The organism is Bartonella sp. CL162QHHD, from assembly GCF_042195435.1.
Lineage (GTDB): Bacteria > Pseudomonadota > Alphaproteobacteria > Rhizobiales > Rhizobiaceae > Bartonella.
In genome coordinates this window covers 46,263-58,710 of record NZ_JBHIOG010000061.1, presented here as the reverse complement: position 1 = coordinate 58,710, position 12,448 = coordinate 46,263, and the positions used below count along the sequence as shown (strand labels likewise).

At 38.5% G+C, this 12,448-nt stretch carries 11 protein-coding genes; 7 read left to right on the top strand and 4 right to left on the bottom strand.

What is annotated here, in order from left to right:
• Positions 1-28 precede the first annotated feature (28 nt).
• Positions 29-505, top strand: coding sequence for a YaiI/YqxD family protein (locus tag ACFILD_RS05900; protein ID WP_375664924.1), 477 nt, complete (start codon positions 29-31; stop codon positions 503-505).
• Between the two features lie 2 nt (positions 506-507).
• On the opposite strand, the gene ACFILD_RS05895 is transcribed toward ACFILD_RS05900, so the two are convergent.
• Positions 508-1,203, bottom strand: a complete 696-nt coding sequence (locus ACFILD_RS05895) for a TlpA disulfide reductase family protein (protein ID WP_273790090.1) — start codon at positions 1,201-1,203, stop codon at positions 508-510.
• 32 nt (positions 1,204-1,235) lie between these two features.
• Here ACFILD_RS05895 and argH point away from each other — a divergent pair, with 32 nt between their 5' ends.
• From argH to ACFILD_RS05865, 6 genes are all read left to right on the top strand, one after another.
• Entirely contained in the window at positions 1,236-2,636 is a 1,401-nt protein-coding gene (gene argH, locus ACFILD_RS05890) for an argininosuccinate lyase (RefSeq protein ID WP_273790089.1), read from the top strand.
• 51 nt (positions 2,637-2,687) lie between these two features.
• Positions 2,688-2,867: an LPS translocon maturation chaperone LptM gene (locus tag ACFILD_RS05885; RefSeq protein WP_375637319.1), complete on the top strand. Its 180-nt coding sequence runs from the start codon at positions 2,688-2,690 to the stop codon at positions 2,865-2,867.
• Positions 2,868-2,875: 8 nt separating this feature from the next.
• A complete protein-coding gene (gene lysA, locus ACFILD_RS05880) occupies positions 2,876-4,156 on the top strand; it encodes a diaminopimelate decarboxylase (RefSeq protein ID WP_375657998.1) in 1,281 nt (426 codons plus the stop codon).
• A 126-nt stretch (positions 4,157-4,282) separates the two neighbouring features.
• A complete protein-coding gene (locus ACFILD_RS05875) occupies positions 4,283-6,712 on the top strand; it encodes a TIGR02302 family protein (RefSeq protein ID WP_375664882.1) in 2,430 nt (809 codons plus the stop codon).
• Positions 6,713-6,934: 222 nt separating this feature from the next.
• A complete protein-coding gene (locus tag ACFILD_RS05870; RefSeq protein WP_273790085.1) occupies positions 6,935-7,705 on the top strand; it encodes a class I SAM-dependent methyltransferase in 771 nt (256 codons plus the stop codon).
• A gap of 280 nt (positions 7,706-7,985) precedes the next feature.
• Positions 7,986-8,117 (top strand): DUF4102 domain-containing protein, encoded by a 132-nt coding sequence (locus ACFILD_RS05865; protein ID WP_375630682.1) that lies wholly within the window; start codon positions 7,986-7,988, stop codon positions 8,115-8,117.
• 500 nt (positions 8,118-8,617) lie between these two features.
• Here ACFILD_RS05865 and ACFILD_RS05860 read toward each other — a convergent pair whose 3' ends face one another.
• The 3 genes from ACFILD_RS05860 to tsaD form a co-directional block, all read right to left on the bottom strand.
• On the bottom strand, positions 8,618-9,298 hold the full coding sequence (locus ACFILD_RS05860; protein WP_273790084.1) for a response regulator transcription factor: 681 nt from the start codon (positions 9,296-9,298) through the stop codon (positions 8,618-8,620).
• 894 nt (positions 9,299-10,192) lie between these two features.
• Positions 10,193-10,627: an EVE domain-containing protein gene (locus ACFILD_RS05855; protein ID WP_273790082.1), complete on the bottom strand. Its 435-nt coding sequence runs from the start codon at positions 10,625-10,627 to the stop codon at positions 10,193-10,195.
• Between the two features lie 586 nt (positions 10,628-11,213).
• A complete protein-coding gene (gene tsaD, locus ACFILD_RS05850; protein WP_375664881.1) occupies positions 11,214-12,308 on the bottom strand; it encodes a tRNA (adenosine(37)-N6)-threonylcarbamoyltransferase complex transferase subunit TsaD in 1,095 nt (364 codons plus the stop codon).
• Positions 12,309-12,448: the final 140 nt, after the last annotated feature.

The window sequence follows — 12,448 nt, the reverse complement described above, 5'->3', positions numbered from 1 at the left end:
GAGCTTATTATTGCTTGAAAGCCAAGGTATGAATATCCCAATAAAGCCTGCTATCACTTTGTTGATTGATGCGGATGCTTGTCCTGTAAAAGATGAAGTTTATCGTGTGATGAATCGTTATCAGCTTAAGACATTTGTTGTGGCAAATCGTTCTTTGTCCCTTCCAGATGAAGCACTCATTGAAAGAGTGGTCGTTGCTGGTGAATTCAATGGTGCTGATGATTGGATTGTAGAACATGTGCATGAGGCAAGTATCGTTATTACCAGTGATATTCCTTTAGCAGCACGGGTTGTGCAAGCTGGGGGTTTTTGTCTTTCGCCAACGGGGCGTATTTTTGATGTAAATTCAATTGGTCAGGCTTTGGCGATGCGCAATTTGATGGAAGATTTGCGTGGACAGGGCAGTATAATAGGTGGTCCCCGTCCTTTTTCTCGTAAAAACCGTTCTGCTTTTTTGTCAGCACTGGATCTTGTTATACAACGTTTAAAAAGACGCGGTTATTAAAGTTATAGGGCTTCTTTAATGACTGCTTTTATAAGTGCTTTGGCATCGTCATTGGCCCATGGAGCTGCACCATTGAAAGAAGCAATGAGATATCCCTCTTTATCAATGAGCAATGTAATGGGGAGTCCTAAAGCGAGCCCCTGTTTTCTAACATTGTTGAAAATATCCATTGTTTCATCGCGATAGTAAAGCAAATTATCTGAATGAATATTCTGTAAAAATTGCTGAATTTTTTCAGGAGAAGCAGTTTTATCGATATTAATAGCTATGACATCAAAGTTTTCTCCACCTAATTCACGTTTTAATTGCGCAAGTTCAGGCATTTCTGTGCGGCAAGGTGCACACCAAATAGCCCATAGATTAACCAGCATTGGTTTTCCAGTAAATTCGCTGAGTGTGTGCTCTTTTCCTAGAATATCCTTGAAAGAGAGTTTATTCATATCTGAGGGCGTATCAGCAAATCGTATGTGGCTAAAAAAGCCTTTTGCTGCTTTTCGTATCGCCATCATTTTTTCTGCTCGTGCTTTATTAATGTTTATTTCTTGTGCTTGTGCTGCTGAAATGAAATTGAAAAGAAAAAACTCTCTTTTGGTATCGTAGTTTATGGTTGCGTATAAACTCAATGCAATGATAAAGAATGCAAGGGAAAGTTGCCTTTTTTTATTGTTTTTTTTGCTGATGAAAATTTGAAAAATCATAATTTTGTCCTTTGGATGGGTGTTTTCAGAATATGACAGATGAGAAGTTAAAGAACCAAATGTGGGGTGGTCGGTTTGCGGCAGGCCCTGCTGCAATTATGGAAGAAATTAATGCTTCTATTGATTTTGATCAAAAACTTTATCGACAAGATATTGAAGGTTCTCTTTCTCATGCAGCTATGTTAGCGCAAACGAAAATCATTTCACAATCAGATTATGAAAAAATTGTTCATGGTTTGAAACTTATTCGCCAAGAAATTGAAGACGGTAAATTTGTTTTTTCACGAAAGCTTGAAGATATTCATATGAATATTGAAGCGCGGCTGAGCGAATTGATAGGTCCTGTAGCTGGGCGTTTGCATACGGCGCGTTCACGCAATGATCAAGTTGCTGTTGATTTTCGCTTGTGGGTACGTGAAGCAACGCAAAAGATAGCACAAGCTTTAAAAGGATTGATAGAGCAATTACTTATTCGCGCAGAACAACATGTTGATACCTTTATGCCAGGCTTTACGCATTTACAATTGGCTCAACCCGTAACATTGGGTCATTATATGATGGCTTATGTTGAAATGTTTGGTCGAGATTTATCGCGGATGCGTGATGCTCTTGAGCGAATGAATGAATCGCCTTTAGGAGCGGCTGCTTTAGCGGGGACAGGCTTTCCAATTGACCGTTTTATGACAGCAAAAGCGCTAGGCTTTCGCGAACCTACACGCAATTCAATTGATAGTGTTTCAGATCGTGACTTTGCATTGGAATTTTTAAGCGCTGGCGCTCTTTGTGCAACACATCTTTCACGTTTAGCAGAAGAAATAATTCTTTGGTCAAGTGAACAGTTTTGTTTTATTCATTTATCAGATGCTTTTTCAACGGGTTCGTCTATTATGCCACAAAAGAGAAATCCTGATGCGGCAGAGTTAGTACGAGCGAAAGCAGGTCGATTGAATGGTGCGCTTATGGGATTGTTAACGGTGATGAAAGGATTACCGCTTGCTTATTCAAAGGATATGCAAGAAGATAAAGAATATGTGTTTGATGGGGCTTTGAGTTTGGAATTATCACTAGCAGCAATGACAGGGATGATTGCTGATTTGAAAGTGAATAAAAAAGCCATGAAACAAGCAGCGGATTTAGGGTATGCAACAGCTACAGATTTTGCTGATTGGCTTGTACGCGAATCAGAGATTCCTTTTCGCGAAGCACATCACATCACAGGGTGTGCTGTGGCATTGGCAGAAAAAAAACAGTGTCGCCTCCATGATTTATCATTAGATGAACTTCAAGCAATTTGTCCTGATATCAATGCGACACTTTTTGATGTTTTGACCGTTGAAAAATCTGTTGAAAGTCGCAAAAGCTTTGGGGGAACAGCGCCTTCAGAGGTTTTTCGGCAAATTGCGTATTGGAAAAAGCGTCTCGTGAGCGCTTGAGTGATTGTATTTTAAAGGTAAAAAAGAGATCGAGATGAGGAAAGAGGACAGATGAAAATTATATTAAAGGGGGTGATGATTGTCCTTTTTGGGGGCTTGGGTATCGTTGGGTGTGGGCGTAAAGGGTCATTAGAGTTACCTCCTTCAACAGGAGTGAATTCTTCACAAGGAACTTTTGTTCCTCAAGGCAAAACAGATAAACCTTTTATTCTTGATAGGTTGATACAATAGGGATTTTTATGCGTTTTTTTTCTTATCATCAGGGTGTGCTCCACGCTGAAGGTCTTTCGCTTTTGGAACTTGCGCGGAAAGTTGAAACACCTTTTTATTGTTATTCAGCTAGCGCAATCGTTGCACATTTTAAAGATTATCAGAATGCATTTCATGATATGCCGAGTTTAATTGCTTATGCGGTTAAAGCGAATTCCAATCAAGCGGTTTTACAACTTTTAGCTAACAATGGAGCGGGAGCTGATGTGGTCTCAGAAGGGGAATTACGGCGTGCACTTGCTGTTGGTATTCCTGCGCAGAATATTGTTTATTCTGGTGTTGGTAAAACAGTGAAAGAAATAGATTTTGCTCTTGCACAAGATATTTATTGTTTTAACGTTGAATCAGAGCCAGAACTTGAACAATTATCGGCGCGGGCTGCTGCGCTTTCAAAAACGGCTCGTATTTCTTTACGTATTAATCCTGATGTGGATGCTAAGACTCACAAGAAAATTACAACAGGTAAGTCTGAGAATAAATTTGGTATTCCACTGTCTTTGGCGGGTGATGCATATAAAAAAGCAGCCCAATTGCCCGGTCTTCATGTGTGTGGTGTTGATCTCCATATTGGCAGTCAAATTTGTGATTTAAAACCGTTTGAAGATGCATTTGTTATTGTTGCAGATTTTGTGCGTCAATTACGGAATAATGGTTATGCGATAACCCATATCGATATTGGGGGCGGGCTTGGTATTTCTTATGGTTATGAGCAGCATCCAGTACCTTCTCCTTTTGAGTATGCAGCACTGGTAAAGAAACATATTGCGCCTTTAGGGATCAATATTATCTTAGAACCTGGGCGTAGTATTGTTGGTGAGGCTGGTGTGTTGGTGACATCGGTTGTGTATTTAAAAAAGGGGGAAGGACGAAATTTTGTTATTGTTGATGCGGCGATGAATGATTTCATGCGTCCAACGCTTTATGATGCGTGGCAAAATGTAATGCCAGTGAAAAAAACACCAGTAGATGCCCCTCTGATTAATGCTGATATTGTTGGTCCTATTTGTGAAACTGGTGATTATTTAGGCTTGGAACGTTCTTTACCAGTGTTGAAAGCGGGTGATGTTTTGATGTTAACAGGAGCAGGGGCTTATGGCGCAGTGATGGCAAGCACTTATAATAGTCGACTTTTGGTGCCGGAAGTTTTGGTTCAGGATACGCGTTATGCAGTCATTCGTCCACGCCTTGATTATGCACAATTGATAGGCTGTGATCATATTCCAGATTGGATTGAGCCCAAATTAGATTGAGCATTATTAAATATTTTGGGTCTTATTTTTACTAAACTTTGATGAAACAATTTATTTTCTAGAAATTGTTTTGTATGGGGTTTATGATCTTAATGCACCACGATAAAAGGGGATAAATGCTTGTTTATGAAAAATAAAAACATCAAAGGTTTTGCAATGAAGCTTTTGTGTGTGCGCATTTTGATGTGGGGGATCCTTTCATTTGAACGGATGTGGGTACGGTTGTTGCCATTTTTCCTCGTTCTTAGTCTCTTTTGTTCGTTTAGCTGGTTGGGACTTTTTGGCATTTTGGGCTATTGGTCACATTTGCTCTTACTTGGGGTTATACTTGTTTGTGCTGGGGCGAGTTTGTTTTTTCTTATTCGTTTTCGGTTTCCCACAATGCGGGAAGTAAATTGCCGCCTTGAACGCGTCAATGATCTTAGACACCAGCCTTTGAATATTCAGACAGATCGTTTATGTTCTGAAAATGATGAAGATTTTAGTGCTGTTATTTGGCGTGAACATCAACGCCGAATGGCAAAGCAATTATACCATTTAAAAACTGGATTTATCTCTCTTAATAGTGCGGATTATGATCCTTTGGCTTTGAGGGCTTTGTGTGCTCTTCTTTTTGTGTGCGCTTTTAGTTTTTCTTTTGGTTCACAAGGGGGGCGTTTGGCTGATGCCTTTGATTTTCGTCCTGTCGTTGATGAAAAACTCATGCGGATTGATGCTTGGGTAACACCCCCAGCTTATACCGGTGTGGCACCGATTTATTTGACAAAAGATGAGAAAACACAACTAGAAATCCCTGAAGGGAGTAATGTTGTTGTGCGTGTTGTCAATGGAGCTGGTATTACAGTAAAAGCAAAGTCTGTAGAAGATGGGAGGGAAGTTTCGTTTTTAGAGAAAACGGAACAAACAGCTTTGAATGATCCAATCGTTCATTTTGAAACACATTTAAAGCATTCAATAAATTTATTTGTATCATCACGTCGTAAAAAACAGCAGTGGCATTTGCAGATAATTAAGGACAAGCTTCCGACAATTCATTGGCTGGAAAAACCAGGGAGGATTTTAACGGGATCGTTGGAGTTACGATATGTGGTGGATGATGATTATGGTGTGACAAAGGCTTTTGTTGAAATAGAGCCTTTTCTTCCTCAGAATAAAAGTGCTTCTTCTCTTTATAATGCTCCGGAAATAGAGCTTCTTCTTCCGCGTGGTGGAAAGGGGAAAATGCGAATGGTGCAGGATATATCAGCGCATCCATGGGCAGGTTCGCAAGTCAAAATTACTTTGGTGGCAGAAGATGGTGCGGGGCAGAAAGGGCGTAGCAAAACTTTTGTTATGATATTACCACAGCGTGTTTTTTCGAATCCTGTTGCACGCGCAGTGGTTGAATTGCGTCGTCTATTAGCGCTTGATGCTTCTGTGAAAGAGCGTGTATTGGATATGCTTTCTGCTTTGCTTGTGCGTCCAGAAAAGGGGTTGCAAAATGCATCGCATTTTATTGTTCTACAAAGTGCGTGGACAAGACTTTCTTTAGCACAAACAGACGAGGATTTGCGCGATGTGGTGGATTATTTATGGCAAATTGCTTTGGGTATTGAAGATAATCAGCTTGAATCCGTGCAAAAAAAGTTAAAACAAGCACAAGCTGCTTTACGTGATGCACTGCGTTACGGTGCTTCAGCGGCAGAAATTGAACGGCTTATGGCAGATTTACGTCAAGCTATGGATGAGTATATTCGTGCTTTGGCTGAAAAAGCACCGGATAGTCAAGTTTCTAAAAATTCTAAAAGCTCAAAAAGTCCTAATCTTTCTGAATCTACATTACAAGAAAAGCTAAATTTAATTGAGGAAATGGCTAAAACGGGCTCTTCTTTAGCAGCTGAACAACTCTTGGCGGAAGTTGAACAGACGCTTGATCATTTGCATGTGCAAAAAGGCAATCAAAATGAGGGAGAAAAAAGCCAATCTGCACAAATGAAAGAAAAGATGGACCAGCTTGGAGATTTAATGCGTCGTCAGCAAGAAATTCTCAATGAAACACATCAGTTAGAGATGGAACAAAAACGCGGAGAAGATGTGCCAGAAACACAAAAAAAATCTTTAAAAAAACGTCAAGCTGAATTGCAGTCTGAATTATCAACATTAGAAAAAGAATTATCAGAACAAGGATTTGAAACAGGGGGCGCGTTGAAAATGGCAGAAGAAAAAATGAATTCTGCGGAAAATGCTCTTGATAATGGAAATCATCAGGTATCTATACAAAATCAGTCTGATGCTTTGGAATCTTTGAGGCAAGGTGCACAAAATGTTTTGAAAAAAATGCGCGAAACACTCAAAGAAACGGGAGATGATCAAAATGCTGATTCTGGTCCTAAAGATCCGTTAGGACGTCCACTTTCTTCAAAAACAGATGAAGAACAAGAAGGCGAGGCACTACCACAAGAAAGTGATCAAATGCGTACGCGGCAGATTTTGGATGAAATTCGCAAACGTCTTGGTAAAGAGCATCTTTCAGAAGAAGAAAAAAACTATCTTGAAAGATTGCTTCATTTTAATTAACCAGTGTTGGCTTTTTTCTTAATTGATGTCAAAAACAGTGTATGAAGAACCTCTATGGAGTTCATCTCCCAAAAAATGATTAAAGCGCTTGTAAGGCAATAATTATCCTGCTGTACTGATTTTTTGATCATTTAAGTTTAAAATATGAAATATTAAAATGTTCGCTATTGCGGAAAAAGAGCAGAAGTCCATATAAGTTTGGTATATGAAAATCTGTAATGTTTGAAATTTGTTTCTACATGGTATGTTGAGTTGGATATCGTTACGCTGAAAGATTTTTATGCTTCTGCACTTGGGCTGCGTGTGCAAAAGACGCTGTGTGACCAATTGAATTTATGGTGGCCTGATCTTACGGATAAACGGATTATGGGGTTGGGTTATGCGCTTCCTTATCTTTCTACATTGCGTGAACGTGCCCAACAATGTTTTGCTTTTATGCCAGCTTCTCAGGGTGCTTCGCCTTGGCCTTGTGCTGAGCAAGTTGCTACAGCGCTTGTTTTTGAAGAAGATTTGCCACTTCCTGATGCGTCAGTTGACTGTATTTTATTGGTACATGCATTAGAATATACAGAAAATTCGTTTGAAACGTTGAATGAAATATGGCGTGTTTTAGCACCCAATGGCCACTTGATCGTTATTGTACCTAATCGCTCTGGCTTTTGGGCGCGCAATATTACTACGCCTTTTGGTTATGGCGAACCCTATAGTCGGCAACAAATTACTCGTTTGTTCGAAAAAACAAATTTTGTTTCTGGGCCAATACAAGAAATTGTACATTATATGCCCTCTACGGGTTATGTTTCGCGGTTGTTCTCATTTTTTTATGAGCCATTTGCACGCTATCTTTTGCCTTATTTTGGTGGACTCTTAATGTGTCAGGCACAAAAACGTGTTTATCAGGGTTTGCTCGTACAGCGTCGTCAGTCGCGACGTATTTTTATTCCTGCGTTATCACCACAAGTGCGAAATATTTTAATTTATAAAGATAATTAATCATTTTGCCATTGGCATAAGAACCGCAAATATAGAAGGATTCTCTTATTTCAATTTTTTGCATTTACAATTAAAAAATATTCTTTTGTACATTATATGTGGAATTGGCATGTAAATAAAAAATCTCAAGTATCTATATACCGAACCATATTTCATGAATAGTGGAAACATTTTAAGAGAAAAAATGCTGGTATCTTCGTAAGCATAAAAATAGCAGAGTCCAAGGGATCTTGCATAATATGGTTCATGGTGGTTAAAAACTGTACAAGGAAGGATTAAAATGCTTCTTATGAACCATCTCTCAAGTGTCAAGGGCTCCTCTGCAACATTGAAATCTAACAAAGTGTGTGATGGTGCCGGCTTGTTCTTTTATAAGGGTAAAGATGGTGGTGCTCAGTGGCTTTATCGTTAGGATAAACATTTAGCGTTATATCATTAATTATACAACCTCTTAAGAGGAGATAAAATCATAAAGAATGGAGGAAAACTATAAAGATAAAAAACATCTCTCAATTTAGGCTAGTGAATATGAGATAAAGCATTGCGTGGAGCGGTTTTTCTGAAAAAAATAATCATAAATAGCACTCATCTAAAGATGATAGTTATGATCAAGAATGTTGCTAAAAGGTATCACGATTATTTATATGCGGAACATATTAAAAATTTTAGAAAGAACAAAAGCATGTGAAACAGAAGTTACAAAGTATATCGTGAGGTTTGAAAGCATTTTTGTTTCTGGTTCTCATGTTGAATATTTCGTTTTTTATTCATAATGTTATATATTTTGTTATAAGAGTGCAGATAAGAGTAAGTTTTATGTAATAGCATTTGAATTATACGCAAAGTTTTTTTCATCTCGTTTCTGTTTTCATTTAGGATATTAAAATTATTTTTGAAACAGTAAATCTCGAATTAAAGATTTAAACGGTAACCATTTTGATCTGTCATGAGAATTTGTGCATTGGAGGGATCGTTTTCGATTTTTTGTCGCAAACGATAGATGTGGGTTTCTAAAGTATGGGTGACAATATTTTCATTATATCCCCAAACTTGTTCTAACAATGTTTCACGGCTGACAATTTTATCATTGGCATAATAGAGACATTTAAGGATCGCTGCTTCTTTTTCTGTGAGACAGATTTTATTGTTGCATTGATCAAGAAGAAGTTTTTGTCTTAGTTTAAAAGTATAGGGACCAATATGAAAGGTTGCGTCTTCATTTTGTTCATATTGGCGCAACTGTGCTCGAATTCTCGCTAATAACACCGCAAAGCGAAAGGGTTTTGTCACATAATCATTGGCGCCTGTTTCAAGATCTAAAATATTATCGCAGTCTGTATCATAATTCGTTATCATGATAATGGGGGCACGAAATCCTTGGGAGCGTAATTGTTTAACTGCTTTGCAACCATCAAGATCAGGAAGTTGAAGTCCCAAAATAGTGAGATCAATATTTTCTTCTTGGATTATTCTCATTCCCGCTTCTGCTGTTTTTGCTTGGAAAATTTTAAACTCTTGATGCATTTGCAATTGTTCTACTAAAATGGGGCGTAGATCATCGTCTTCAACGATTAAAAGAGTATAGTGGTTCATGTTGTTCCTTATAGGCATGTTGATGCACTGATTGGTATAGTTTCATGAAAAATGAGATTTCATGCAAGAAAAATTAAAAGAGAAAAATTAAAAAAGAGCGCTTCTAAAAAATAAACTTTTATAATTTCTAATGGTTGCTTGCTGAAAAGAAGGTATTCCGTCTGCAGAGTATTTTACGTATTGGTTGGAAGCGTTTTTTATGTTCTAGAACGTGTTTTAGCTATTGAGTGTCATCATCTTTACGCTTTATGGAGAAACAAGCTAGCACTATCATTCACTTTGCCAGCTCGTGGGTGTTGCGGACAGCCCTTGGCACTTGAAACGATTCATAGGAGGAATTTTTAGTCCTTTCTTTCACGGTTTTTATCCATATGGGACTTTCTCCGCTTGTAATGTGCAAGCAAATAGCTTTTGATTGATTCAATATAAACAGGTTGGGAATGAGAGAATCCTGCGGCATGAGGCGCACTCGTCCAACATGCAAAACAATGAACACGCAATATGATGCGTTTTTTAAGCGTGAAGAGAATTGTGCAACACCTAGCACATATGCACTGTTTAGGAGAACTTCACGATCGTTTTTATTGTTTTTATCCACGTTCAGTTTTGTTTTTTTGTTGCATTTGTGTGTGAAGGGGGCTGTGTGTTATGTTCGTGGTGGTGCTTATTATAATCGTTGAGCAAGCTTTGCCTTTAGCAATGCCGAAAAGATGCATCATAAAGAGGTTTTTTGTGTAATTTGGAAGGAGACTGTATTGAGAAAGAGTGCAGGATAAAAAATATCATATTTATGCATTTAGCATAAGAATACCTCAACAGAAGGATGTGTTGAGCTTATTCTTCTGCGCTACGAAGCATCTTTTTATATGAGTTAATGAATAAAAAACTATTGTTTTAAGATAAAAGCATTTCCTCCTTAAGGTTGCCCATCAAACAGACTTCTTTCCATTCATCTTCTGTTACGGGTTGCACTGATAAGCGGCTAGCTTTGACCAGCACCATATTTGCTAGTTTGGGATTGGCTTTAATTTGTTTTAATGAAACAGGTGTTGGCATGTCACAAAGTGCACGGATGTCCACACATTCCCAGCGTGGATCAGAGCTTGTAGAATCAGGGTGCGCTTCAGCACATATTTCTACAATTCCTACAATTTCTAAACCTTTATTTGAATGATAAAAAAAACCTTTATCGCCATATTTCATAGCACGCATATTATTACGGGCTTGATAATTGCGTACACCATCCCATTGTTCGCCATTAACTCCTTTTTTCTTTTGCATCTCCCATGACCATTTATGGGGTTCAGATTTAAAAAGCCAATAAGCCATGAGTTCTCCTTTTTCATAGATTGTTATGCATTTTTATAAGTATCTTTGTAATACCATCAACGATGATTTTTAAAATGGGGTAAAGAACGGCTATTATCTTTTTTTTCTTGTTTCAAAATAGAGAGACGCGCTCCATTGATATTTCATGTTGTATAAAGGTATTTTGCTCTTTTCTTATCTTTTCAGCTATGGTTTGAAATGCGGTCACTATAAGAGTTTTTGGGAAAAAATGAAGAAAATTGGTTCTAAAAAGCTTTAAGATTACAATGATAATGAAACGAATGAATGGTCAAAGATGAAGAGGTCAACGAATGGCATTCATATCTATGCTTCGTGGGAGAGAGTAGATCTTATTATGCTGTAAAATACCGTCATTTGAAATGTAATGATATAAGGCAGTTTTTTGAAACATGAAGGTTTTCAGAATATGTGGTGAATATTTAGGTTTACGTGTCGAGCTTTGGGTTAAGTGAATTGTGTGAGTGGGAAGCAGGTGGAAGCTGCTCGATAGAGAATTCGGGCTATCTATAGACCGGATTGAGTAGAAATCTTCGTTCTTTAAGGTGTGTGTGGGACGTCAATTTTATTATGCTTTTGTTCCACGGCGTCCCATCCCGATCAAGGGCGCGGCGTTTTCATCTAATGGCCAGCGTGAGCGGGGTGCAATGTCAAGAGAGCTTGTTTCTCCTCGTGCGAGTTTTTGTGCACCGGCAAAAGCAATCATTGCAGCATTATCGGTACACAAGGAAAGAGGAGGGGCTATAAATTCAAAACCATGTTGATGGGCAAGGTCTTGCAACGTAGAGCGAATGGCTTGGTTTGCGGCAACACCGCCTGCGACAACCAAAGCAGGAGAACGCTTTTCTTGATCATGAGAGAGAGGATATTGGTGGGCAAAGTGTTGTAGGGCTAGGTGAATACGATCATGTACTGTATCGGTCACGGCGGCTTGAAAACTTGCAGCAATGTCTGCAATATCATTTTCTGTAAGGGGAGCTATGGCTGTTGCGGCTTGTCGAACAGCAGTTTTTAGTCCGGAAAAAGAAAAATCTAACCGTTTTTCACCTTTTAAAGGTCGTGGAAGGGGAATGCGATTTTTATCACCAAATAAAGCTGCTTTTTCAAGTGCTGGTCCACCAGGATAGGGAAGACCTAAAAGTTTTGCAGTTTTATCAAAGGCTTCTCCTAATGCATCATCAATGGTGGTTCCTAAACGTTGGTAGTTGCCTACTCCATGAACAATGATTGTTTGTGTATGACCTCCTGAAACTAAAAGTAATAAATAAGGAAAGCTGACGTTGTGCGTTAACACAGCTGTTAAAGCATGTCCCTCTAAGTGATTTACCGCAATAAATGGTTTGCCAGTGGCAAGAGAGAGTGCTTTTGCGCTCATAACGCCTACCAACAATCCTCCTATCAAACCAGGACCACTGGTGGCTGCAATGCCATCAATATCTTTTAATTTTGTATTTGCTTCTGTTAGTGCTTGCAGAATTAAATGATCAAGAACTTCAACATGGGCACGAGCAGCAATTTCAGGAACAACACCGCCGTAAGGTGCATGGTGATCAATTTGACTCCAAACAACATTGGAAAGAATTCGGCTGTTTGATTCATTGTTATATTCAATGACAGCTGCTGCCGTTTCATCACAACTTGTTTCTATTCCCAGCAGACGCATTTTAAACAAAACCTTATATTGAAGCTTCTTTCTTGCGTGCGTACCATGAACAGAAAAAGATGGAAAGTATTTCTCTTAGAATTGTTTTTTCTATTTCTTTGAATTTTATGATATCGTTGATTAAAAAATAAAGCTGTATT

Coding starts and splice junctions, on each gene's coding strand:
- ACFILD_RS05855 (WP_273790082.1), bottom strand. CDS start 10,627: ATGGCTTATTGGCTTTTTAAATCTGAACCCCATAAATGGTCATGGGAG.
- ACFILD_RS05875 (WP_375664882.1), top strand. CDS start 4,283: ATGAAAAATAAAAACATCAAAGGTTTTGCAATGAAGCTTTTGTGTGTG.
- tsaD (WP_375664881.1), bottom strand. CDS start 12,308: ATGCGTCTGCTGGGAATAGAAACAAGTTGTGATGAAACGGCAGCAGCT.
- lysA (WP_375657998.1), top strand. CDS start 2,876: ATGCGTTTTTTTTCTTATCATCAGGGTGTGCTCCACGCTGAAGGTCTT.
- ACFILD_RS05865 (WP_375630682.1), top strand. CDS start 7,986: ATGCTTCTTATGAACCATCTCTCAAGTGTCAAGGGCTCCTCTGCAACA.
- ACFILD_RS05895 (WP_273790090.1), bottom strand. CDS start 1,203: ATGATTTTTCAAATTTTCATCAGCAAAAAAAACAATAAAAAAAGGCAA.
- ACFILD_RS05900 (WP_375664924.1), top strand. CDS start 29: ATGAATATCCCAATAAAGCCTGCTATCACTTTGTTGATTGATGCGGAT.
- argH (WP_273790089.1), top strand. CDS start 1,236: ATGACAGATGAGAAGTTAAAGAACCAAATGTGGGGTGGTCGGTTTGCG.
- ACFILD_RS05860 (WP_273790084.1), bottom strand. CDS start 9,298: ATGAACCACTATACTCTTTTAATCGTTGAAGACGATGATCTACGCCCC.
- ACFILD_RS05885 (WP_375637319.1), top strand. CDS start 2,688: ATGAAAATTATATTAAAGGGGGTGATGATTGTCCTTTTTGGGGGCTTG.